The 23,371-nt window shown below is 47.8% G+C and carries 19 protein-coding genes, 2 tRNA genes and 2 rRNA genes; 22 read left to right on the forward strand and 1 reads right to left on the reverse strand.

Annotated elements, in window-relative coordinates; translation table 11 throughout:
- Positions 1-7 precede the first annotated feature (7 nt).
- From ndk to DESDE_RS00570, 4 genes are all read left to right on the forward strand, one after another.
- Positions 8-457, forward strand: coding sequence for a nucleoside-diphosphate kinase (gene ndk, locus DESDE_RS00555; RefSeq protein ID WP_014792105.1), 450 nt, complete (start codon positions 8-10; stop codon positions 455-457).
- A 211-nt stretch (positions 458-668) separates the two neighbouring features.
- Complete coding sequence (locus tag DESDE_RS00560) at positions 669-1,379, forward strand: DUF881 domain-containing protein (RefSeq protein WP_014792106.1); 711 nt, start codon at positions 669-671, stop codon at positions 1,377-1,379.
- Positions 1,379-2,062: a DUF881 domain-containing protein gene (locus DESDE_RS00565; protein WP_014792107.1), complete on the forward strand. Its 684-nt coding sequence runs from the start codon at positions 1,379-1,381 to the stop codon at positions 2,060-2,062. The genes DESDE_RS00560 and DESDE_RS00565 overlap by 1 nt, the downstream gene beginning before the upstream one ends.
- A gap of 187 nt (positions 2,063-2,249) precedes the next feature.
- Complete coding sequence (locus DESDE_RS00570) at positions 2,250-3,920, forward strand: formate--tetrahydrofolate ligase (RefSeq protein ID WP_014792108.1); 1,671 nt, start codon at positions 2,250-2,252, stop codon at positions 3,918-3,920.
- A gap of 129 nt (positions 3,921-4,049) precedes the next feature.
- On the opposite strand, the gene DESDE_RS22290 is transcribed toward DESDE_RS00570, so the two are convergent.
- Positions 4,050-4,454 (reverse strand): hypothetical protein, encoded by a 405-nt coding sequence (locus DESDE_RS22290; protein ID WP_050981773.1) that lies wholly within the window; start codon positions 4,452-4,454, stop codon positions 4,050-4,052.
- Between the two features lie 283 nt (positions 4,455-4,737).
- Between DESDE_RS22290 and DESDE_RS00580 the strand changes: the two genes are divergently transcribed.
- The 18 genes from DESDE_RS00580 to DESDE_RS00665 all read left to right on the forward strand — a co-directional run bounded on the left by DESDE_RS00580 (position 4,738) and on the right by DESDE_RS00665 (position 23,359).
- Positions 4,738-5,292: an HD domain-containing protein gene (locus DESDE_RS00580; protein WP_014792109.1), complete on the forward strand. Its 555-nt coding sequence runs from the start codon at positions 4,738-4,740 to the stop codon at positions 5,290-5,292.
- Between the two features lie 33 nt (positions 5,293-5,325).
- Complete coding sequence (gene folP, locus DESDE_RS00585) at positions 5,326-6,549, forward strand: dihydropteroate synthase (protein WP_014792110.1); 1,224 nt, start codon at positions 5,326-5,328, stop codon at positions 6,547-6,549.
- Entirely contained in the window at positions 6,539-6,907 is a 369-nt protein-coding gene (gene folB / locus DESDE_RS00590; protein ID WP_014792111.1) for a dihydroneopterin aldolase, read from the forward strand. The genes folP and folB overlap by 11 nt, the downstream gene beginning before the upstream one ends.
- Positions 6,904-7,377 (forward strand): 2-amino-4-hydroxy-6-hydroxymethyldihydropteridine diphosphokinase, encoded by a 474-nt coding sequence (folK, locus tag DESDE_RS00595; RefSeq protein WP_014792112.1) that lies wholly within the window; start codon positions 6,904-6,906, stop codon positions 7,375-7,377. The genes folB and folK overlap by 4 nt, the downstream gene beginning before the upstream one ends.
- Before the next feature lie 230 nt (positions 7,378-7,607).
- The gene (locus DESDE_RS00600) at positions 7,608-8,465 is read left to right on the forward strand and encodes a Rossmann-like and DUF2520 domain-containing protein (RefSeq protein ID WP_014792113.1); all 858 of its coding nucleotides are present in this window, start codon (positions 7,608-7,610) and stop codon (positions 8,463-8,465) included.
- Positions 8,466-8,503: 38 nt separating this feature from the next.
- Entirely contained in the window at positions 8,504-9,352 is an 849-nt protein-coding gene (gene panC, locus DESDE_RS00605) for a pantoate--beta-alanine ligase (RefSeq protein ID WP_014792114.1), read from the forward strand.
- A complete protein-coding gene (panD, locus tag DESDE_RS00610; protein WP_014792115.1) occupies positions 9,353-9,736 on the forward strand; it encodes an aspartate 1-decarboxylase in 384 nt (127 codons plus the stop codon).
- A gap of 358 nt (positions 9,737-10,094) precedes the next feature.
- Positions 10,095-11,714, forward strand: a complete 1,620-nt coding sequence (gene nadB, locus DESDE_RS00615; protein WP_014792116.1) for an L-aspartate oxidase — start codon at positions 10,095-10,097, stop codon at positions 11,712-11,714.
- A complete protein-coding gene (nadC, locus tag DESDE_RS00620; protein WP_014792117.1) occupies positions 11,680-12,564 on the forward strand; it encodes a carboxylating nicotinate-nucleotide diphosphorylase in 885 nt (294 codons plus the stop codon). The genes nadB and nadC overlap by 35 nt, the downstream gene beginning before the upstream one ends.
- Entirely contained in the window at positions 12,554-13,537 is a 984-nt protein-coding gene (locus DESDE_RS00625; RefSeq protein ID WP_014792118.1) for a biotin--[acetyl-CoA-carboxylase] ligase, read from the forward strand. The genes nadC and DESDE_RS00625 overlap by 11 nt, the downstream gene beginning before the upstream one ends.
- A gap of 54 nt (positions 13,538-13,591) precedes the next feature.
- Positions 13,592-14,368: a type III pantothenate kinase gene (locus tag DESDE_RS00630; protein WP_014792119.1), complete on the forward strand. Its 777-nt coding sequence runs from the start codon at positions 13,592-13,594 to the stop codon at positions 14,366-14,368.
- Between the two features lie 18 nt (positions 14,369-14,386).
- Positions 14,387-15,352, forward strand: coding sequence for a tRNA dihydrouridine synthase DusB (gene dusB / locus DESDE_RS00635; protein WP_014792120.1), 966 nt, complete (start codon positions 14,387-14,389; stop codon positions 15,350-15,352).
- A gap of 202 nt (positions 15,353-15,554) precedes the next feature.
- Positions 15,555-16,025: a transcription elongation factor GreA gene (gene greA, locus DESDE_RS00640; RefSeq protein WP_014792121.1), complete on the forward strand. Its 471-nt coding sequence runs from the start codon at positions 15,555-15,557 to the stop codon at positions 16,023-16,025.
- A 202-nt stretch (positions 16,026-16,227) separates the two neighbouring features.
- Positions 16,228-17,694 carry a lysine--tRNA ligase gene (lysS, locus tag DESDE_RS00645; protein ID WP_014792122.1) on the forward strand — a complete coding sequence of 489 codons (1,467 nt, stop codon included), beginning with the start codon at positions 16,228-16,230 and terminating at the stop codon, positions 17,692-17,694.
- A gap of 536 nt (positions 17,695-18,230) precedes the next feature.
- Positions 18,231-19,797 (forward strand): 16S ribosomal RNA (locus DESDE_RS00650).
- A gap of 224 nt (positions 19,798-20,021) precedes the next feature.
- Positions 20,022-20,098, forward strand: a tRNA-Ile gene (locus DESDE_RS00655).
- 17 nt (positions 20,099-20,115) lie between these two features.
- Positions 20,116-20,191: transfer RNA gene (locus DESDE_RS00660), tRNA-Ala, on the forward strand.
- A 112-nt stretch (positions 20,192-20,303) separates the two neighbouring features.
- A 23S ribosomal RNA gene (locus DESDE_RS00665) occupies positions 20,304-23,359 on the forward strand.
- The 16S and 23S rRNA genes sit together here with 2 tRNA genes alongside, the layout of an rRNA operon.
- Positions 23,360-23,371: the final 12 nt, after the last annotated feature.

A 23,371-nucleotide genomic window follows, 5' to 3' on the forward strand; every position in this document is an offset into this window, starting at 1 on the left:
GATGGCTATGGAAAAGACCTTTATCATGCTCAAGCCGGATGCTGTACAGCGCGGGTTGGTTGGGCAAATTATCGCACGCTTTGAAGCAAAGGGTTGTAAATTGGTAGGAATGAAGCTCATGAGTGTTGACCAGACCTTGGCTGAACAACATTACGCTGAGCACAAGGGGAAAAGCTTTTTTGAACCCACGGTCCAATATATTATGTCTTCTCCGGTAGTGGCTATGGTTTGGGAAGGTAAAAATGTAGTGGCTCTTGCTCGGGAGCTTATGGGAGCTACCAACCCTGCCAATGCCAATCCCGGCTCTATTCGCGGAAGCTTTGGCATGGATATCAGCCGCAATGTAATCCATGGCTCGGATTCCGTGGCCAGTGCAGGGCGGGAGATTGCCCTCTATTTTAAACCCGAAGAACTTTGTGAATATCGTAAAGCTGGCGAAGAGTGGCTTAGCGATTGAACGAGACTTCTTTAAGTGGGGGGATTCGTCCCCCACTTAAAGTTAGTCGAGTCCATACTGGACTTAACCGCCCTTGGGCCCCGCCGCCTATAGAGGCGGAGCATTAGGGCGGGTTAGTTCAGTGATAAATAGAGCGAATTAAAAAGGACACCGATTTCGGTGTCCTTTTTAAGAAAATATATTCTTGATAAGAGTTAGAGGTGTATTAACCATGAACTTGCCGAAAAACGGCAAAATGATCCTTACGGTGGCAAGCCTTATCTTAGGTATTTTATTCATATCCTTGCTGAAAGCGACAGGGGCTACAGGATCCACTGCGAGAACAGATACAACCCTAGCTTCATTGATTCAGACCGGCCAAGAAAACGAACAATTAAAAAATGATATTACGAAGCTTAAAGAAGAGTTGGCTAAATTCCAAGAAGGCCAGAATGCCTCTAAAGTAGTTCTCGAACAACTGGAAACAGCGAAACGCAATGCCGGGCTGACAAAGGTCACCGGACCCGGTATACGAATTACTCTGGACGATGCACCGAATCGGGATATTAATAACGAGGATATCAATTATTACCTGATTCACGAAGAGTACATCCGCCAGATTATCAACTCGCTCTGGAGCGGCGGGGCTGAAGCTATCGCGGTCAATGGGCAGCGGATTATTGGCAGCACGGAAATTTTTTGCAGCGGGGCCTTCATTCAGATTGGCCAGACCCGTCAAATGCCTCCCTATGTGATTGAAGCTGTAGGAGATGTAAACTATTTGCAGTCGGCCTTGAACTTTTACTTCTGGGACCGCTTAGGTGAATATCAGCAACAATATGGAATCACAAGAAAACTTGAGGTGCCAACGGAGCCCCTTGTCATACCGGCAGGTAAGACTCAGCAATTTCGCTATTCTGAACCTATGAAGGAGGCGAAATAATGAAGAAGCGTACCCTGGCCATACCCTTGACTTTGGTGGCCTTAGTCTTGGGATTCTTACTCACATTGCAGATGCAGACTCAGAAAAGCGTAGTCGAACTGGAGAAGCTCCAAGCACAAAGAGCCGCTTCCGCCAGAGATTTCCTGGCAGAAGCTCAAGAGGAAAACAAGCTGCTTCAGGAGCAGCACGCAGCCTTAACAACCCAGTTGGAACAAGCCCGTACCCAAGGAGGAACCAGTCCGGCCCTTCTCGCCGAGTTGGACCGCTATCGGATGATGGACGGTACGGTGAATGTCCAAGGTCCGGGGATCATGATTACCATTGATGACCGGCAGCAGGAGCATAAAGTGGTGTTTCCTCTGAGCAACGATGATTTGCTCAAAATAATCAATACCCTAAAGTTTGCTGGAGCGGAAGCGATTAGCATTAACGGTCAGCGGATTGTTGCCTCAACCTCCATCGTTTACAGCGGGACCACCAAACTTATTAATCAAGTTCCCTTCACTCGAACGGAAGGAGTCCCCTATGAAATCCTCGCCAGTGGGAATCAGGATCAACTCCTGGATTATTTCACAAAGTTGGAAGCCCCAGATTTGAAACGCTTAGGGATGAGTGTCAGCGTGTCCAGAAAAACCGTTCAAATTCCTTCCTATAAAGGAGTATCTCCTGTAAAAAACCCTTAATCCTAGTTCTATAAAAAGTTCTTTTTCCAATGGGGAAATTTTATAATTTTCAAAAAATTTATTAGCATCCAAGCAGGGAATCTTATATTCTCGCCGAATTAGTATAATTGGACTGGAGTTTTCAAGGATTTGGAAAAGGGACTTTCATAGTCCGAGAAGAAAGAGTGGAAAAAGGAGTGAATTTTAATTGAAAACCGATATCGAAATTGCACAAGAGGCGACGATGAAACCGATTACGGAGGTCGCTCAGGGATTGGATCTTCTGGAGGATGAGATTGAGCTTTATGGCAAATACAAAGCCAAGGTCAATTTCAGTGCTTGGGAACGCCTTAAGGATCAACCCGATGGTAAACTCATCTTAGTGACTGCCATTAATCCTACCCCTGCCGGTGAGGGAAAAACAACGACAACAGTTGGCTTAGGACAAGCTATGTCTAAGATTGGCAAGAAAGCCATGATTGCATTGCGTGAACCTTCCCTGGGCCCTTGCTTTGGTGTTAAGGGTGGGGCTGCAGGCGGCGGATATGCTCAAGTTGTGCCGATGGAGGATATCAATCTCCACTTTACAGGTGATTTCCACGCCATTACTTCGACTCATAATTTGTTGGCAGCACTTTTAGATAACCATATTCAACAAGGCAATCTTTTAAACATCGACCCTCGTCAAATTGTATTCCGTCGGGTTATGGATATGAATGACAGGGCTTTACGCAAAATTGTGATTGGCTTAGGTGGTCGTACTGAAGGAATTCCTCGGGAAAACGGCTTTGATATCACAGTGGCTTCCGAAATTATGGCGATTCTCTGCTTAGCCAAGGATCTTATGGATCTGAAAGAGCGCTTTGGCCGGATTGTGGTAGCTTACACCTATGACGGCAAGGCGGTTACTGCTCATGATCTGGAAGCTGAAGGTTCTATGGCTCTGCTCATGAAAGATGCTATTAAACCCAATTTAGTTCAAACTCTGGAGAACACTCCTGTATTTATTCATGGAGGTCCCTTTGCAAATATTGCTCACGGCTGTAACAGCGTCGTAGCCACCAAAATGGCAATGAAGCTTGCTGATTATGTCATTACTGAAGCTGGATTCGGTGCTGATCTTGGCGCTGAGAAATTCTACGATCTGAAATGCCGCTTCGCCGAGCTGAAGCCGGCGGCAACCGTCATCGTAGCGACAGTCCGCGCTCTTAAGATGAATGGTGGAGTCGCTAAGGAAGATTTAGGGCCTGAGAATCTGGAAGCTTTAGCAAAAGGAATCGTGAACCTTGAAAAGCATATTGAGAATATCGGCAAATTTGGTGTGCCTGCTGTAGTGGCTATCAATCGCTTCCCCACCGATACCGAGGCAGAATTAGAGTTTGTAGCAGAACGTTGCCGCCAGCTGGGGGCTGAGTTTGCCTTATCGGAAGTCTTCACAAAAGGCGGAGAAGGCGGTATAGAACTGGCAAAAGCGGTTATCGATATTGTTGATAATAAAGAATCCAATTTCCATGTTCTCTATGAATTGGATCAGCCTATCGCTAAGAAGATCGAGACCATATGTAAAGAGGTTTATGGTGCCGATGGTGTGAACTTCACTAAAGAGGCCTTAACCTCCATGAAGAAATATGATGAATTAGGTTATGGTCAATTACCCATTTGTATGGCTAAGACCCAGTATTCCTTAACCGATGATCAGAATGTTCTTGGCCGTCCAACAGGCTTTACCATTACAGTCCGTGAGCTCCGTCTATCCGCGGGTGCCGGATTCCTTGTAGCCATTACCGGTGCTATTATGACTATGCCCGGACTCCCTAAGCGTCCTGCTGCCTTAAGAATGGATATTGACGCTGAAGGGCGCATTACTGGTCTCTTCTAAAATAAGTCATCTGGCTTTGCCCCAGGAAGAAATTTTCTGGGGCTTATTTTCGTTAGGCATCGGCTTCTCGAAAGCTGATTCTCCAGGATTTTGCTTTCGGCGTTCACTCTATAAGCTGCGCGGAGCAATCTAATCGCTCAAGACCTCCGCTGCGCCGGGTCCACCTGCGCCGCTAAGTAGTCTCTGTGGCGGCTTGGGCGAAACCCTTATTCGGCTTTCGTGCCCAAATCGCTCCTCGAAAGCACTGCTTTCGCACTTGTTCTCAATGGGCGGTTGGAAACGTCCTGTTTCCAACCCGACTCCGCTGCAGTCTTTTCGCGAAGATTGCTTACCTGCTCGCTTAGAATCCGTTCTCTGCCTTAAAGCAAAATCCTTAGGCTGCTTTTCGGGCTTGAGTGGCGCGGATGTCGGACAAGCTACCTGACCCGAGCCGTTTTCATGCTGCTGATGCCACCCCGCGGCATGGATGGTTACTTTAAAAAAAGACCCCAGAAAAGAGTCGAAAAGAAAATCCGTGAGCGTAGCTTTACGCACAAGAGCGAACGGCTTTAGCGGAAGGGCGGTCGGGTTAACGAGGCTTTCTTAACATAGCGGAGCCACCGGTTCACATCAGGTATTGCCCAGAGGTTTGGCGTAGCTGTTAAGAAAGCGAGTTAACCAGCTCTGGAGCTATTGAGTGAGCGATGTGCGTAAAGCTACCCGACCCGGATAAGCTTTTTATAAAACCCCTTGGTTGTTAAGTTTAATGTTTTACAGTGGAAGTGGGAAAGGTATAATCAGATTATAGAAGATAGTCTTGGACAGGAGGAGTACCGGCATGATCTCCATGCCTCGGGTGAACCGGATTCTTCAACATAGGAGTTATGAAGAGTTTTCGGACAAAAATAAACAAGCTGAAGCGGAGCGAGTGTACTGCCGTCATGGCTCGGATCATGGCCTCGCAGTAGCGAGAATTGCCTACATTTATCTTTTAGAGAAATACATAGAAGACAGGGGCAGTCTTTCTGAGGCCGGGACAAATAATGCCAATATCAGGTTGGAAGAGAGTTATGGCGTAGGTAAGGAAAGCATCTATGCGGCGGGGATTTTGCACGATATCGGCCGGTGGGTGGAATATGAAAGCCAGGAAGACCATGCGCTGGCGGGCGCTCGGTTGGCAAGGCCTATTCTCAGGGATTGCGGGTTCACGGATGCGGAGATTGAGAGAATTGTCATAGGGATTTCAGAACATCGTCTCCATCCGGATAAGACAAGCAGTATCCTTGGGCAAGCCCTGGCTTTAGCCGATGATTGGGCAAGGGATTGTAAGAGCTGCCCTAGTAAGGCCGCATGTTATAAATATACTAAGGCAATGGAGGACATTCTAATCTAAAACTTAAGGTTCCAACAAGGAGGTCATATATGTATGAAAGATTATTCCCTGCGCTGGATTGACCTGAACAACGAAATGGAAGCTAAAAAGGCTATGCAACACATCGGTTCCGACCCAGGGGGAATTGCCCATATGGTTGGTAAGCCTATTGGGAGAGCTCTCAAGCTTGAGAATGTGCCCTTGCCAGCGGCCCATATCATTAAGCAGGAAATGCTTTCTCTGGGAGGGGACGCAGCAGTTCATCGTAATGTCATTGTCAATAAGATTGAAGCGACCGATATTCTGCTGGTGGGGACGACGAAACATTTTCGCCGGCTCAGTCAGAAGCTGGCGGCTCAACCCTTTGGCTTAAAAGATTTGGGCAAGAGCTTAAAAAGCCTTCTTGAAGCCCTGGAACCTCCTAAGCAAAGGGTTCTCTCCTGTCGCGGGAAGGAAATTGTGCTGGGTGAGCGGACCCTGATTATGGGAATACTCAACCTGACGCCGGACTCCTTCTCAGATGGAGGAAAATTTAATACCTTTGAACATGCCATCAAACAAGCTGAAGCTTTGGTTGAGCAGGGGGCAGATATTCTGGATATCGGAGCAGAGTCCACCCGCTTAAAACATGATCCGGTCAGTGCCGAAGAAGAATGGAATCGCCTGGAGGCAGTCATCAAGGCTTTATTGCCACGGCTTTCTATTCCGATCTCCGTGGATACGTATAAGTCGGAAGTGGCGGAGAAGGCACTGGACGCTGGGGTACATATGATTAATGATATCTGGGGATTGCAAAAGGACCTTAAAATGGCGGAGGTTGCAGGTAAATATCAGGCGCCGGTGATTGTCATGCATAACCAAGAAGGGAACAGCTACCACCATGTCATGGGGGATATGATGGCCTTCTTAAAAAAGAGCATTCATCTTGCTGAAGAACAGGGGCTAACTGGTGACCAGATTATCATCGATCCGGGCATTGGCGGAACAGCCTTCGGCAAGAGCCTGGATATCGATCTGGAAATCATGAGTCGTTTAGGGGAGTTCCGGTCTTTAGGGCACCCCATACTCTTGGGAACGTCCCGGAAATCCATGATTGGTCAAACCCTGAACCTCCCCATGGAGGAACGGTTGGAAGGAACCCTTGCCACCAGTGTGGTAGGTGTAGCCGCTGGAGTGGATATTCTTCGGGTTCATGATGTGCAGGCCAATAAGAGAGCGGTACAGATGGCGGATGCCATCTATCGTCGCAAGAGAGGAGAGAACTTTAGTGGCGCGTGATCGAATCGCTTTACGAGGGTTAAAGTTTTTTGCCTACCACGGGGTGCTCCGTGAGGAAAAGATCCTCGGCCAGACCTTTATAGTGGATATTGATCTTTATGCCGATTTAAGCAAGGCGGGACAATCCGATCAAGTGGAGGATACCATCAATTATGCTGAGGTTTACGCTCGTATAAAAACCATTGTCAAGATGGAAAAATACCATCTTATTGAACGATTAGCGGAGCGAATCGCCGAGGAGGTTCTTGGTGAATTCCCTTGTGAAGGGGTGCGTGTCGTCATTCATAAGCCTCAAGCCCCTATTCCGGGGATTTTTGATGAAGCCTTTGTAGAAATTTATAGGGAGAAAAACCGGTGAGAGCATATTTGAGTATCGGAAGCAATATGGGGGACCGGGGGTATTATTTGCTGCAGAGCTGCCAAGAATTGGCGACTCATCCGGAAGTTAAGATCATCAAAAAGTCCGGCACCTACGAAACTAAGCCCTGGGGCAATGTGGATCAACCGGATTTTTGGAATCAAGTGCTGGAGATTGAGACGTCCTTATCACCTTTGGACTTGTTGGATCTTTGTCAGGAGATTGAAAAATCCCTCGGGAGAGAAAGACTTATACGTTGGGGGCCAAGAACCATTGACATTGACCTCTTAAATTATGATAATAAGGTATGGGAAGATCATCGGCTTATTCTTCCTCATCCTCGTATGGAAGAGCGGGAGTTCGTTCTGGCACCCTTACGAGAGATTGCTCCCCACTATATTCTTCCTTCAGGAAGAAGGGTTACAGAAGTTAGCGGAGATGGAGAGGTATGGCAACTGGAATCTGAGTAAACCGGACAATATCTAAAGGAATTGTACTGGGGAAGGATGTTCAGGGCCTAAGGAGCTCATAGGTTTATAGTATAGTAAGAATCGATTGAATTGGCTTTTAAGAATACCGCTTGGATCGTTATGACCGAGACGGAGAAGGAAAGCAAGGCATAGCATAGCACCTTCACGTTTGTGGGGTGCTTTTTTACATTAGCAGACGGTGGGATTTTTTCGGGTTAGGGGAGGTTAAAATGAATTTCGGAATAATTGGTGCAGGAATTGTAGGGACGGCCATCGCTATTCGTTTGAGGGAAGCGGGACACAATTTGATAGGAGTACACTCTCGCAGCCAGCGATCTTATGAGAGGTTTTGCACCTATCTTCATTGGGAGAAGCGTCCGCTGGAGGAATGGATCCCTGAAGCAGATCTTCTCTTTATTACGACACAGGATGGGTTGATTCGCATAGCCGCTGAGGAATTGACTCAGGGGAAACTCTATAAAGAAGGGCAAATTTGGATTCATTGTTCAGGTTCTGTAAGCTCTCGTGTCATGCAAGTGGATAAGGATTTACCGATACACTATCTATCCCTTCACCCTTTGCAAGCTTTCGCCGGGATTGATCAGGCAGTGGAGCTTATTCCAGGAACTCACTTTGGGATTGAAGGGGATGCGGATGAAATCGGCTTCGAGATTGTAACTCAGTTAGGAGGAATCCCTCACCGATTGGATCCTCAGCAAAAGCCCCTCTACCATGCCGGGGCCGTAGTGGCTTCCAATTACCTGGTAACCCTGGTGAGCCTGGCCGTTCAATTATTTGAGGAAGCGGGCATTACTAAACAAGAAGCTTTGGAAAGCTTGCTTCCACTAATGAAGGGCGCTCTGCAGAACTTAGAAAATGTAGGGCTTCCCCAGGCACTTACCGGCCCTATAGCCCGGGGGGATGTGGATGTGATTCGGGGACATCTGGAGCACATGCCGGTGAAGATCGACCCCGTATACCGAGCCTTGGGCCTCTATACCTTGGACATCGGGCAAAAAAAGATGGAGTTTAACGGGGGGGCTTATTCTAAAGAAGTATGGGAAGAAATGAATAGGCTAATGAAATAGATTTTCAGCACTTAGATTGAGAAAGGGACGAATGAATCATGATCATCTGTAAAAAAATCTCTGAAGTCCGGGAAATCATCAAAGAGCAACGAAGCCAGGGAAGAAGCATAGCCTTGGTGCCCACCATGGGGTATTTGCATGAAGGGCATTTGACTTTGGTGGAAGAGGCTAAGAAAAGCGGTGCTTTTGTGGTGATGAGTATTTTTGTCAATCCGCTGCAATTTGGTCCTAACGAGGATTTTGCCCGCTATCCCCGGGATTTGGAACGGGATGCCCAGAAGGCCGAAGGGGCTGGGGTACATTTAATTTTTAATCCTGAAGTCGAAGAGATGTATCCGTCAAAGAATCTCACCCATGTGGAAGTAAATGAGCTGGGAGACAGCCTCTGCGGAGCTTCCCGACCGGGTCATTTTCGTGGTGTGACTACGGTGGTCAGCAAACTCTTCCATATTGTTCAGCCGGATCGCGCCTATTTCGGTCAAAAAGATTATCAGCAGTACTTAATCATACGTCAAATGGTGATGGATCTGAATTTTCCTATTGAAGTCATAGGGGTACCCATTGTCAGAGAAAAAGATGGGTTGGCCTTGAGTTCAAGAAATATTTACTTAAGTCCTGAGCAACGGGCGGAAGCACTTGTGTTGCAGAGGAGCCTTGGGAAGGCAGAGAACTGGATCCGTCAGGGAGATCGTTCCGCTCAGAGCATCGAAGAGAGAATTAAGGAATTGATTAGAAATGAAAGTTCTGGAGAAATTGATTATGTAGAGATTCGTTCGGCGGAAAACCTGCGCCGGGTAGAACAGATCGAAGGAAAAGTACTCATCGCCTTAGCCGTGCGCTTTGGTTCAACCCGCCTGATTGATAATAAAGTTTTGGAGGAGATGTAAATGTTCCGAACCATGATGAAGTCCAAGATTCATAGGGCCACAGTCACTGAAGCCAATCTTAAATATGTAGGAAGCATTACCATTGATGAAGAACTCCTGGAGGCTGCGGATATCCTTCCTAATGAAAAAGTTCAGGTTGTAAATAATAATAACGGAGCCCGCTTAGAGACTTATGTTATTCCTGGAAAGAGAGGAGAGCGTACCATATGTCTGAATGGGGCTGCAGCCCGCTTAGTTCAAGTGGGGGATGAGGTGATTATTATTTCTTATGGGATTTTCACTGATGAGGCAGCCCGGGCCTATGAACCGAAGGTTATCTTCGTGGATGAAGGGAATAATCCGGTGAAGATTGCCCATGAGGAGATACACGGACGAGAGTCTTAGAATCCACAAAGCTGATGGCTTGAATGAAACGTGTTGGCCGGATCATGTAGCTTTACGCACAACGCTCACTCCATAGCTCCAGGACTGGTCAACTCGCTTTCTTAACAGCTCCGCCAAACCCCGCTGCTTTCTGCATGTGAACCGGTGGCCCGCTACGTTAAGAAAGCCTCGTTGACCCGACCGCCCTTCCGCTAAATCCTCTCGCTCTTGTGCGCAAAGCTACGCTTGCGGGTTTTTTTAGCTTTTTTCTGGGGTTATTTTCGGGTCGCATGTATTAGGAGGATTATCGTAGGACTCAGGGAACGATAAGAATAGAGGAAAAAGATAGTACGGGTAGGATAGGGGTAGGAGGATAACCATGAGAAGATATTTGGTGCCTTGGCGCGCTGAGGAATGTCGTATTTATTCGACAGGAGTGTTGGTTCTCGGAAGCGGAATAGCAGGCTTATACACAGCTCTTAAGGCCAGCGAGTATTTTGAGGTCACTGTGCTGACCAAGAAGGGGATTCCGGAGAGCAACACTAAGCATGCTCAAGGGGGGATCGCTGTAGCTTTAGACCAAGAGGATTCTCCCTCTTTGCATTACGAGGATACTCTCTATGCAGGTGCAGGATTATGCGAATCCGATTCCGTTCGGGTTTTGGTGGAAGATGGTCCTTTGCGGGTCGAAGAGTTGATTCGGATGGGAGCCCATTTTGACAGAAAAAACGGCAAGCTGGCTTTTACTCAGGAGGCCGCCCACAGTCGCAGAAGGATTCTCCATGCCAATGGAGATGCTACGGGGGAAGAAATCGAACGGACTCTGATTGCCCAGGCTCTTGGGGAAGAGCGGATTCTCGTTAAAGAAGAGCAATTCCTACTGGATCTCTTAAAAAACCAAAAGGGTGAAGTCATCGGGGTACTCAGTCTCAATGGTAAAACCCAAGAGTTGGAGATTTATTTGGCCCAAGCTGTGGTTTTGGCTACAGGGGGGTTAGGCCAGCTCTACTGTTATACTACCAACCCCGAAGTGGCTACAGGGGATGGCATGGCAGCGGCTTATCGGGCAGGAGCACAGTTAATGGATATGGAGTTTGTCCAATTTCACCCCACAGCTCTTTTTATTCCGGGTGCACCTCGGTTTTTAATCTCAGAAGCCGTTCGGGGAGAAGGAGCTCACCTCCTGAATGTTCGAGGAGAACGTTTTATGGAAGATATCTCCGGAAAAGAGTTAGCGCCACGGGATGTGGTAGCAAGAGAGATCTGGAGAGAGCAGGCTAAGGGTGAGGTATATTTGGATTTCCGGCCTATAGGTTTAGAAAAAGTGAAGCAACGTTTCCCCATGATTTATCAGACCTGCTTGGATTACGGGATCAATGTCCTGGAGGATCGACTTCCTGTGGCACCTGCCGCACACTATATGATGGGTGGAGTCCGCACGGACGAAATGGGAAGGACAAGCCTCCCCAATCTTTATGCCAGTGGGGAATGCGCTTGCAATGGTGTCCATGGGGCAAATCGGTTGGCCAGCAATTCTTTGCTGGATGGTCTCGTCTTTGGGGGGCGTATCGTGGAAGATATTGTGAATACGGCCCGGTCTAAGGGACTCATGGACCCTCAGCTTAGTGATATCCATACAGAAAAAGATGAATCCTGTCCGGGATATTTAAGAAATCAACTTAAACGTGAGGAACTTCAAGAGCTGATGTGGGAATATGTGGGTATTATCCGAGAAGAAGAAGGCTTGAAGAAGGCCATTAAGCTTATAGGGGACTGGGACAGGACCTTTATACCTGAAAGGGAGATCGCTCAGTTAGAATTAAAAAATCTCCTGGCGATCGGTCATTGTGTAGCTCGGGCTGCTTTGGCACGTGAAGAGAGCCGAGGGGGACATTACCGTTGGGATTATCCTGAAACCCATACAAAGGATTTAAAACATTCCATTCAAACAAAGGAGGGCTATGATGTTTGCACCATTCCAGTATCAAGAGTTGATTGAACGGGCTTTACAGGAGGATTTGGGAACGGGGGATTTAAGTTCTGCCATTTTCCCCAGAACCTCTAAGACTTATGCCAAGATCTATGCCAAGCAAACGGGAATTGTTTGTGGATTGGAAATAACAAAGCAGGTCTTTAAGGCAGTGGATCCTCAACTTGAAGTGTCCATTATAAAAACAGACGGGGAAAAGGTTGAGCGTGGAACTGTTGTTATGGAGATCGCCGGTGCCGTCGGCTCTATTTTGAGTGCGGAGCGTACTGCTTTAAATTTTTTGCAGCAACTTTCCGGAGTGGCTACTGCGACTTATGAGGCAGTAAAGGAATGTCATGGGCTGTCCGCTCGCATTACAGATACCCGCAAGACCATACCGGGCCTGAGAATGCTGCAAAAATACGCCGTGGGTATGGGTGGTGGACAGAATCATCGCTTCGGTCTGTATGATGCCGTAATGTTGAAGGATAATCATATTGCGGCTGCCGGAGGCATCCGCTCTGCAGTGGAAGCAGCCCGCAGCAGAATCGGACATATGGTTAAGATAGAAGTGGAATGTGAAAGTCTTGAGCAAGTGGAAGAAGCAGTGGCTGTCGGCGCTGAAGTCATTATGTTGGATAATATGGATTTAGAAACCATGCGTAAAGCGGTGGAGATAGTTCAAGGCAGAGCTGTGGTGGAAGCTTCCGGTGGCATCAAGAAAGACGACCTTCGTGCTGTGGCTGAAACTGGGGTGGATGTTATTTCTATGGGAGCGATCACCCATTCGGTGAAAGCCATGGACTTTTCCTTGGATATTGGAGATATTAAGGCTTCAACCAAGGAGCATTGGGAAAAGGAAGAGAACTGTGCGAAATAAGATTCTGGATATCTTAAAGAACCAACAGAGAGAAGAATTTGTTTCCGGTGAGAGTATCAGCCAAGCCCTCAGTATCACCCGAGCGGCGGTCTGGAAGCAGATTCAGGGATTAAAGGAAGCGGGATATGAGATAGAGGGCCAGACCAAGAAAGGGTATCGCCTCGTTAAGATACCTTGCGCCATAGATCTATGGGCTCTGCAGCAGGAGCTCAGGACTCAGGCTCTGGGCAGGCAGCTTTTTCTCTTTGAAGAATTGCCCTCCACCAATGACCGAATCAAGGACATGGCGCGTCAAGGGGGAGAGCATGGGACGGTGGTTATCGCCAAGCGTCAGACAATAGGTCATGGACGGATGCAGAGGGTATGGGAGTCCCCAGATGGAGGGCTTTGGTTGAGTCTGTTGCTTAAACCCAGGCTGAGCTTGGGGGACGCGGCTAAGCTTACTCTGAGTGCGGGGGTGGCTTTGGCTCAAACTCTGCAGGATCTTTATAGATTAGAAGTCAGGATTAAATGGCCTAATGATATAGTGATACAGGGAAGAAAAATTGCTGGAATCCTTGGCGAAGTTGCCGGAGAGTGGAATACGGTACAGACCCTTATCCTGGGGATTGGGGTCAATGCCAATTTCTCTGGCCAGACACTTAGTCCTAAGATACCCGCTATAACCTTGCAGGATATCTTGGGCCATGAGGTTAATCTGAATCACCTGACAGCTGAGTTGCTTTTTAATCTGGAAAAGGAAGTTCAGTCTTTAGAGCAGGGCGATGTCCAAGGTCTTATCCAACGTTGGACCTCTTTTGCGGTAGGTATCAATCGGCCTGTGCGGATAGAAAAGGCAGGGATCTCCTACGGGGGAATTTTTAAAGGGATTAGAGAAAATGGGGAACTTGTCCTTGACCAGGAAGGGCAGGAGATAACCTTTTCTTCAGGAGAAGTGAGCCTCAGAGCGGAGGAGCAGTATAGTCCGGAGTAATTTTTATAAACAGTAATCGCTGAAAGATCTAATTGTAAACTAAGGAGAATAACTATGATTCTTGTATTTGATGTGGGAAACACCAATATTGTCCTTGGTGTATACGACCAAAAAGAATTAATTTACCATTGGCGGATTTCTACAGATAAATCCCGTACAGTGGATGAGTATGCAGTGATTATTAAGAATCTTTTTGATCTTAATGGACTCGATATGTCCCGGATTAAAGCCGTAGTGATGTCCTCCGTGGTTCCTCCGGTCATGCCTACCCTTGAATCGCTGGCGCGCAAGTACTTTGATGTGGAGCCCCTGGTCATCGGACCGGGAGTGAAGACCGGTATGCCCATCGTCTACGATAACCCTCGTGAGGTGGGAGCCGACCGTATTGTCAATGCTGTGGCTGCCTATCACAAATATGGGGGCCCCTTAGTCATTGTCGATTTCGGTACGGCCACGACTTTCTGTGCGATATCAAAGCGAGGGGAGTATCTGGGTGGAGCCATTGCTCCGGGGATAGGAATTTCTACGGAAGCTTTGTTCCAACGGGCCTCTAAATTGCCCCGTATTGAAATTGTCAGACCGAAAAGCGTCATTGCCAAAAATACGGTAGCGGGGATGCAGTCAGGGATATACTATGGCTATACCGGACAAGTGGATCGGATCGTGACGTTGATGAAGCAAGAGTTAGGGCGAGAAACCCGCGTCATTGCCACAGGCGGTTTAGCGGAATTGATCCAAGAGGATTCTCAGGAAATTGAAATCGTGGACCCCTTTTTAACATTAGAAGGCTTATTATTAATTTATGAAAAAAATTGTAACCAACAGCCCTGATTGGTAGATTGGAGAACTATGCGTTTAGGAAAATTTGAGCTGGGTATCCCCGCTTTTCTAGCCCCTATGGCCGGTGTTACGGACAAGGCTTTTCGGGAGACTGTTCGTTCCGTGGGGGGGCGTCATGTCTGGACAGAGATGATCAGCGATAAAGCATTAACCTATATGAACTCGCGGACCTTGGAGATGTTGGATCTTTCCGGGGAGGTTTCCCCGCGCATTGTTCAGATATTCGGCTCAGAGCCTGAAGTCATGGCAAAGGCGGCGGCTTTAGCGGTGGAGCGGGATGCTGAGATTATTGATATTAATATGGGATGTCCAACGCCTAAAATCGTCAAAAACGGGGAAGGTTCAGCATTGTTGCAGGACCTTCCCTTAGCTCAGCGCATTGCTGAAGCCGTTGTGAAGGCGGTGGAGGTTCCGGTGACGGTCAAAATGCGTCTTGGCTGGACTGCAGATGCGATTGTTGCTCCGGAGTTGGCCAAGCGGGTGGAAGCTGTAGGTGTTCAGATGGTCAGCGTCCATGGTCGAACCCGGGAGCAATTTTACGCAGGGACTGCCAATCGGGATTGGATAAAGAAGGTTAAAGAGGGAGTAAGCATCCCGGTTATAGCCAATGGGGATATTTTTTCCCCCCAGGAAGCTAAGAAAGTTTTGGAAGAAACGGGCTGTGATGGGGTTATGGTGGGCCGGGGAAGTCTTGGCAACCCCTGGCTTATTCCGCAGATTGATTCGTTTTTGAATCATGGCGCTTTACTTGAACAGCCTTCCTTAGAGCAGAAAATCAAAGGTGCTATGGAACATTTTGATCGTGTGCTGAGCTATAAAGGAGAACGGGTTGGCCTTAACGAAATGCGTAAGCATGCTGTCTGGTATATTAAAGGGATCCGCAATGCCGCACAGCTGCGTGACCATATTATGCAGACTAAAACGTCCTTAGAAATGAAGAATCTATTCCAAAGGATTTTGCAAGAAAATGCATAACATTAATAGTTTCAGGAAGAATATTAGAGCGTATTCGTATGATAGGTACATCGCGGAATCCTTGACATTATTTTGAAGTGAACATATAATACGAGTAATGCAAATAGCGGGGTTTACATATTATGGCAGTAAAGCCCTAATTTATTTAAATGAAGCGCGGAAAAAGCGCCATGCGTAGGATGAGAAAAGGGAGCGATATTGAATGGCCGAAAAGGAAGTAATTCTGACCATCGAAGGATTGAAGAAATTAGAAGATGAATTAGAAACTCTGAAGACGGTAAAACGTCGAGAAGTGGCTGAACGCATCAAACAGGCCATCGAGTTTGGAGATATCAGCGAAAACTCAGAGTATGATGACGCCAAAAACGAACAAGCTTTTATTGAAGGCCGTATTATTACTTTGGAAAAAATGCTAAGGAATGCTCGGGTCATTGATGATTTAGAGGGTAGCGAATTCGTCGCTCTTGGGACTACCGTTGTTCTGAGAGATAAGGATTTTGGTGAGGAAGAGGAATATACCATCGTCGGCTCCGCAGAAGCGGATCCGGGCTCCAATAAGATCTCCAATGAATCTCCTGTAGGAAAGGCAGTTCTGGGACAAGCGAAAGGAACGGTTGTGGAAATCAACGTTCCCGCAGGCATTCTGCACTATGAGATTGTGGATATTCGATAATTGATTGAAACTACTCAGGTGGTATCCTGACAAAAGGTCGGCAAGAATTCTTGCCGACACTTTGTTTCACTATGAGAATGAAATATTAAAAATACCTTTGGATATTGGATATTTATTATAGAACTTTTTAGCTAAGTATGTTGTTTAATGTTATTGAGTTTTGGTAAAATTGTTAAAGGAATTACTGTTGGAGGTATGATTAATGGATGAAGTAAATGATCTCTGGCGGGTTCGCTTGGACAAGCTGGATCAGTTAAGAGAATATGGAGTAGAGCCCTATGCGGATCGGTATCAGAGAACTCATATGGCCCAAGAGATTCTGGATGGATTCGATACCCTCGAGGGTCAAGTGGTCAAGATTGCCGGCCGTATGATGTCCAAAAGAGACCAAGGTAAAGTGATATTTACTCATATACAAGATTTTAGCGGCCAGATTCAAGCTTATATCCGCAAAGATGATATAGGTGAAGAGTGGTTTGAGCTGATTTCTAAGTTTGACATCGGTGACATCATTGGCGTCAAAGGTACTGCGTTCCGGACACGGCGTGGAGAGATCTCAGTGCATGCCACTGAGGTTCAGATTTTATCCAAATCCATGCGTCCCCTGCCGGAGAAATTTCACGGTTTAACCAATGTTGAACTCCGTTATCGTCAACGGTATGTAGATCTCATTATGAATCCGGAAGTCCGCAATGTCTTTGTTATGAGAAGCAAGATTATCCGGACTATGAGAAACTTCTTGGAAGGCCAAGGCTTCTTAGAAGTGGAGACACCTACTCTCCATACTATTCCGGGTGGGGCAGCAGCCCGTCCCTTTATCACTCATCACAATACTTTAGATATAGATCTTTATCTGCGCATTGCTTTGGAGCTTCCCTTAAAGCGATTAATTGTCGGAGGCTTTGATAAGGTATTTGAAATAGGAAGAAACTTCCGCAATGAAGGGATTTCTATTAAGCATAATCCGGAGTTCACGATGATGGAGCTCTATCAGGCTTACGCAAATTTTGAGGATATCATGGAGCTCACTGAGAACATGATTTCTACCATTGCCAAAGAAGTTCATGGAACCACCGAAGTTACCTACCAAGGCCAAGTGATCGATTTCAAGACACCCTGGCGTCGTTTGCCCATGCTCGATGGAATCTTAGAGTATGCGGGAGTGGACTTTGGCCAGATTCATACGGATGAAGAAGCACAACAGGCAGCTAAGGAAAAAGGCCTTAAGGTTGAACCGGGAAGTTCACGTGGTAAGATCATTAACGAGTTCTTTGAGGAATTTGTCGAGCCCAATCTAATACAGCCGACTTTTGTTATTGGTCATCCAGTGGAGATTTCTCCCTTAGCCAAGAGAAACGCCGAGCACCCTGAGTATACGGACCGTTTTGAAGCCTTTGCTTACGGCCGAGAATTAGGGAATGCTTTCTCGGAATTAAATGATCCTATCGATCAAAGACAACGTTTTGAAGCCCAAGTGTCTGAACGGGCTAAAGGTGACGATGAAGCCCATATGATGGATGAGGATTTTGTCCAGGCTTTAGAGTACGGCCTTCCCCCCACAGGTGGACTAGGAATCGGTATCGACCGACTGGTGATGCTCTTGACCGATTCGCCGTCCATCCGTGACGTCATCCTTTTCCCCACTATGCGGCCTAGAGAAGACAACTAAGGACGCCTATAATGGTCACATCGATAAAATAACATCAAGTTTCTAATGCACTAAAGTATGAGTAATTTACAATAAGGATACGAATTTGTTTGGGTTACGCCTGGGAGACGAATGCATGATGAGCATCGTCTCCCTTTCTCTCTATATTGCGCACCATGAACTGATTGAAAGACTGTAAATAAATCATGAATGAAGTAATAATATTTGTGTAATCAAGTAATATAGAGAGATATTAGAAGATAAAGTAGGTAAAAATACGAAATATATAAAAATAAGGTATATTTTAATGATTGAGAAGTCAAAGTTGACTGTGGTATAGTATCAAATGTTCCGCAAACAACAAGTGCCTTGCAGGAACAAAAATAAAAAATGGTAGTTGACAAATCCAAAGTTTGCTGGTATCATTTATAAATGTGGTTTAGCCACAAAAACACAAAAATGGTCAAAATGGTCTTTGAAAACTAAACAACAAGGAACAGCCAATGACTCGTCAAATGAGTAAAGACAATTTGAGCAATCAAATTTTCTTCATAAATTTTATGGAGAGTTTGATCCTGGCTCAGGACGAACGCTGGCGGCGTGCCTAACACATGCAAGTCGAACGGAGAACTCAATAAGCTTGCTTAGAGAGTTCTTAGTGGCGGACGGGTGAGTAACGCGTGGATAACCTACCCAATAGACCGGGACAACCCTTGGAAACGAGGGCTAATACCGGATAAGCTTATCCCATGGCATCATGGGATAAGGAAAGATGGCCTCTGAACATGCTATCGTTAATGGATGGATCCGCGTCTGATTAGCTAGTTGGTGGGGTAAAGGCCTACCAAGGCGACGATCAGTAGCCGGCCTGAGAGGGTGAACGGCCACACTGGGACTGAGACACGGCCCAGACTCCTACGGGAGGCAGCAGTGGGGAATCTTCCGCAATGGACGAAAGTCTGACGGAGCAACGCCGCGTGTACGACGAAGGCCTTCGGGTTGTAAAGTACTGTCTTCAGGGACGAACGGCAAGTATGAAAATATTGTACTTGCATGACGGTACCTGAGGAGGAAGCCCCGGCTAACTACGTGCCAGCAGCCGCGGTAATACGTAGGGGGCAAGCGTTGTCCGGAATCATTGGGCGTAAAGGGCGCGTAGGCGGATGATTAAGTCTGGTGTGAAAACCTAGGGCTCAACCCTGGGACTGCATCGGAAACTGGTTATCTTGAGGACAGGAGAGGAAAGTGGAATTCCACGTGTAGCGGTGAAATGCGTAGATATGTGGAGGAACACCAGTGGCGAAGGCGACTTTCTGGACTGTAACTGACGCTGAGGCGCGAAAGCGTGGGGAGCAAACAGGATTAGATACCCTGGTAGTCCACGCCGTAAACGATGAGTGCTAGGTGTAGAGGGTATCGACCCCCTCTGTGCCGCAGTTAACACACTAAGCACTCCGCCTGGGGAGTACGGCCGCAAGGTTGAAACTCAAAGGAATTGACGGGGGCCCGCACAAGCGGTGGAGCATGTGGTTTAATTCGACGCAACGCGAAGAACCTTACCAAGGCTTGACATCCATAGAATCCCGTGGAAACATGGGAGTGCCCTTCGGGGGAGCTATGAGACAGGTGGTGCATGGTTGTCGTCAGCTCGTGTCGTGAGATGTTGGGTTAAGTCCCGCAACGAGCGCAACCCCTATGTTTAGTTGCCAGCAAGTCAAGTTGGGCACTCTAGACAGACTGCCGGTGACAAACCGGAGGAAGGTGGGGATGACGTCAAATCATCATGCCCCTTATGTCTTGGGCTACACACGTGCTACAATGGCCAGTACAGACGGAAGCGAAGCCGTGAGGTGGAGCAAATCCGAGAAAGCTGGTCTCAGTTCGGATTGTTCTCTGCAACTCGAGAACATGAAGTCGGAATCGCTAGTAATCGCAGGTCAGCATACTGCGGTGAATACGTTCCCGGGCCTTGTACACACCGCCCGTCACACCACGAAAGTCTGCAACACCCGAAGCCGGTGAGGTAACCCGAAAGGGAGCTAGCCGTCGAAGGTGGGGCCGATGATTGGGGTGAAGTCGTAACAAGGTAGCCGTATCGGAAGGTGCGGCTGGATCACCTCCTTTCTAAGGAGACATGTTCACTCTGGTAGTGAGCATATCCTAAGGTCGATGCTTTGAAGGACGTCATGGAAGCAATGAAGTGAAACGATTCAAAGTTGGAGAAGTCTTAAGAGACTTCTGAAAGCCGAAGAGGCAAAACGGAGCAATCCGTAAAGTATGAGAAATGAAGCTGTTGAAGTTAAAAGCTAACTTGTTGTTTAGTTTTGAGGGACCATAAAGTCTTCTATGGGCTTATAGCTCAGCTGGTTAGAGCGCACGCCTGATAAGCGTGAGGTCGGTGGTTCGAGTCCACCTAGGCCCACCATAAAAGATTAATATTGTGGGGGTATAGCTCAGCTGGGAGAGCACCTGCCTTGCAAGCAGGGGGTCAGCGGTTCGATCCCGCTTACCTCCACCATAATATATCTGGTTTCTCTAATGTTTATTATGTTCTTTGAAAACTGCACAGAGAAGAAAAAACTGTAATTAGGATAACATCTAAAACCTAGAAGTGGCGGCAAAAAACGTTTGGTCAAGCTACTAAGGGCGTACGGTGGATGCCTAGGCGCTAAGAGTCGAAGAAGGACGCGGCGAGCGGCGAAACGCCACGGGGAGCAGTAAGCATGCCTTGATCCGTGGATATCCGAATGGGGCAACCCATCCAGAGTCATATCTGGATATCTGTAACTGAATCCATAGGTTGCAGAAGACAACCCGGGGAACTGAAACATCTAAGTACCCGGAGGAAGAGAAAGAATAATCGATTCCCTGAGTAGCGGCGAGCGAAACGGGAACAGCCCAAACCAATCCCTTCGGGGGTTGGGGTTGTAGGACCCTCTATTAAGTCTGTATCTCTAGTCGAAGAGGTCTGGAAAGGCCGAGCAAAGAAGGTAACACTCCTGTAGGCGAAAGAGAGAAAGACTGTGAGGGTATCCTGAGTACCGCGGGACACGTGAAACCCCGTGGGAAGCTGGGAGGACCACCTCCCAAGGCTAAATACTCCTTAGCGACCGATAGCGAACCAGTACCGTGAGGGAAAGGTGAAAAGCACCCCGGGAGGGGAGTGAAAGAGAACCTGAAACCGTACGCTTACAAGCAGTCAAAGCACCATAAAGGTGTGATGGCGTGCCTTTTGTAGAATGAACCGGCGAGTTACGGTATGTAGCAAGGTTAAGACGAGAAGTCGGAGCCGAAGCGAAAGCGAGTCTGAACAGGGCGATTAGTTACATGCTGTAGACCCGAAACCGTGTGATCTACCCATGGACAGGGTGAAGGTGGGGTAAAACCCACTGGAGGCCCGAACTCACTGTCGTTGAAAAGACAGGGGATGAGCTGTGGGTAGGGGAGAAATTCCAATCGAACACGGAGATAGCTGGTTCTCCCCGAAATAGCTTTAGGGCTAGCCTCAATTAATGATTCTTGGCGGTAAAGCACTGAATAGGCTAGGGGCCTTACCGGGTTACCGAACCTTATCAAACTCAGAATGCCAAGAATTTAGATTGGGAGTCAGACTGTGGGGGATAAGCTTCATAGTCAAAAGGGAAACAGCCCAGACCATCAGCTAAGGTCCCCAAGTATACGCTAAGTGGAAAAGGATGTGGAATTGCATAGACAACCAGGATGTTGGCTCAGAAGCAGCCACCATTTAAAGAGTGCGTAATAGCTCACTGGTCGAGTGGTTCTGCGCCGAAAATGTAACGGGGCTCAAGCGTATCACCGAAGCTATGGCTTGGAACGGAATTATTAAGTCTTTAGAAAAGGAGCACTAAGGGAAGTTGCATCAGGAATTTTGCTTCCAATGAGGAAGACAAAGGCTTGAATGAAAGCAAAATTTCCAAATGTCCTCAAGGGGCTCAAGAAAAGCTAAGGGTTTAATAATTCCGTTCCAGGGGTAGGGGAGCGTTCTATTCGCAGCGAAGTCAGACTGTGAGGTCTGGTGGAGTGAATAGAAGTGAGAATGCCGGTATGAGTATGCGAAAAGGTGAGTGAGAATCTCACCCGCCGAAAACCTAAGGATTCCTGGGGAAGGCTCGTCCGCCCAGGGTAAGTCGGGACCTAAGCCGAGGCGTAAAGCGTAGGCGATGGACAACTGGTTGAGATTCCAGTACCACTGAGAAGCGTTTGAGCGATGGGGTGACACAGAAGGATAGGTTAAGCGTGCCGTTGGTTGAGCACGCCCAAGCCCGTAGGGTGTGAGATAGGCAAATCCGTCTCGCGAATAAACCTAAAAGGTGATGGGGAGCGAAATAAGTAGCGAAGTAACCGACTCCAAGCTGTCAAGAAAAGCCTCTAGCGAGCTTACTTAGTGCCCGTACCGTAAACCGACACAGGTAGGTAAGGAGAGAATCCTAAGGCGCGCGAGAAAACCCTCGTTAAGGAACTCGGCAAAATGACCCCGTAACTTCGGGAGAAGGGGTGCTCTAGAGATAGAGCCGCAGAGAAGAGGTCCAGGCGACTGTTTATCAAAAACACAGGTTCCTGCCAATCTGAAAAGAGAAGTATAGGAGCTGACGCCTGCCCGGTGCTGGAAGGTTAAGAGGAGAGGTTAGCCCGAAAGAGCGAAGCTTTGAATTGAAGCCCCAGTAAACGGCGGCCGTAACTATAACGGTCCTAAGGTAGCGAAATTCCTTGTCAGGTAAGTTCTGACCCGCACGAAAGGCGTAACGATCTGGACACTGTCTCAACGAGGGACTCGGCGAAATTGTAATACCCGTGAAGATGCGGGTTACCTGCGACAGGACAGAAAGACCCCATGGAGCTTTACTGTAGCTTGACATTGGACTTTGGTATGAAATGTACAGGATAGGTGGGAGACTAAGAAGCTAGGGCGCCAGCCTTGGTGGAGTCACAGGTGGGATACCACTCTTTTTGTACTGAAGTTCTAACCTAGGCCCCTGAATCGGGGTTGGGGACCGTGTCAGGTGGGCAGTTTGACTGGGGCGGTCGCCTCCTAAAGAGTAACGGAGGCGCCCAAAGGTTCCCTCAGCGCGGATGGAAATCGCGCGAAGAGTGTAAAGGCACAAGGGAGCTTGACTGCGAGACCAACAAGTCGAGCAGGGACGAAAGTCGGGCTTAGTGATCCGGTGGTACCGAGTGGAAGGGCCATCGCTCAACGGATAAAAGCTACCCTGGGGATAACAGGCTTATCTCCCCCAAGAGTCCATATCGACGGGGAGGTTTGGCACCTCGATGTCGGCTCATCGCATCCTGGGGCTGTAGTAGGTCCCAAGGGTTGGGCTGTTCGCCCATTAAAGCGGTACGTGAGCTGGGTTCAGAACGTCGTGAGACAGTTCGGTCCCTATCCGTCGCAGGCGCAGGAAATTTGAGAGGAACTGACCCTAGTACGAGAGGACCGGGTTGGACGGATCACTGGTGTACCAGTTGTCTCGCCAGAGGCAGTGCTGGGTAGCTATATCCGGATCGGATAAGCGCTGAAAGCATCTAAGCGCGAAGCCGGCCTCAAGATGAGATTTCCCACAGCGTAAGCTGGTAAGACCCCTGAAAGATGATCAGGTAGATAGGCCCGGAGTGGAAGTGCGGCGACGCATGGAGCGGACGGGTACTAATCGGTCGAGGGCTTGACCTAACGTAAGGTCAT

The organism is Desulfitobacterium dehalogenans ATCC 51507, from assembly GCF_000243155.2.
GTDB lineage: Bacteria > Bacillota > Desulfitobacteriia > Desulfitobacteriales > Desulfitobacteriaceae > Desulfitobacterium > Desulfitobacterium dehalogenans.

Coding starts and splice junctions, on each gene's coding strand:
- ndk (WP_014792105.1), top strand. CDS start 8: ATGGAAAAGACCTTTATCATGCTCAAGCCGGATGCTGTACAGCGCGGG.
- nadB (WP_014792116.1), top strand. CDS start 10,095: ATGAGAAGATATTTGGTGCCTTGGCGCGCTGAGGAATGTCGTATTTAT.
- greA (WP_014792121.1), top strand. CDS start 15,555: ATGGCCGAAAAGGAAGTAATTCTGACCATCGAAGGATTGAAGAAATTA.
- DESDE_RS00565 (WP_014792107.1), top strand. CDS start 1,379: ATGAAGAAGCGTACCCTGGCCATACCCTTGACTTTGGTGGCCTTAGTC.
- DESDE_RS00600 (WP_014792113.1), top strand. CDS start 7,608: ATGAATTTCGGAATAATTGGTGCAGGAATTGTAGGGACGGCCATCGCT.
- panD (WP_014792115.1), top strand. CDS start 9,353: ATGTTCCGAACCATGATGAAGTCCAAGATTCATAGGGCCACAGTCACT.
- panC (WP_014792114.1), top strand. CDS start 8,504: ATGATCATCTGTAAAAAAATCTCTGAAGTCCGGGAAATCATCAAAGAG.
- DESDE_RS00560 (WP_014792106.1), top strand. CDS start 669: ATGAACTTGCCGAAAAACGGCAAAATGATCCTTACGGTGGCAAGCCTT.
- lysS (WP_014792122.1), top strand. CDS start 16,228: ATGGATGAAGTAAATGATCTCTGGCGGGTTCGCTTGGACAAGCTGGAT.
- DESDE_RS00580 (WP_014792109.1), top strand. CDS start 4,738: ATGATCTCCATGCCTCGGGTGAACCGGATTCTTCAACATAGGAGTTAT.
- DESDE_RS00630 (WP_014792119.1), top strand. CDS start 13,592: ATGATTCTTGTATTTGATGTGGGAAACACCAATATTGTCCTTGGTGTA.
- folP (WP_014792110.1), top strand. CDS start 5,326: ATGAAAGATTATTCCCTGCGCTGGATTGACCTGAACAACGAAATGGAA.
- nadC (WP_014792117.1), top strand. CDS start 11,680: ATGTTTGCACCATTCCAGTATCAAGAGTTGATTGAACGGGCTTTACAG.
- dusB (WP_014792120.1), top strand. CDS start 14,387: ATGCGTTTAGGAAAATTTGAGCTGGGTATCCCCGCTTTTCTAGCCCCT.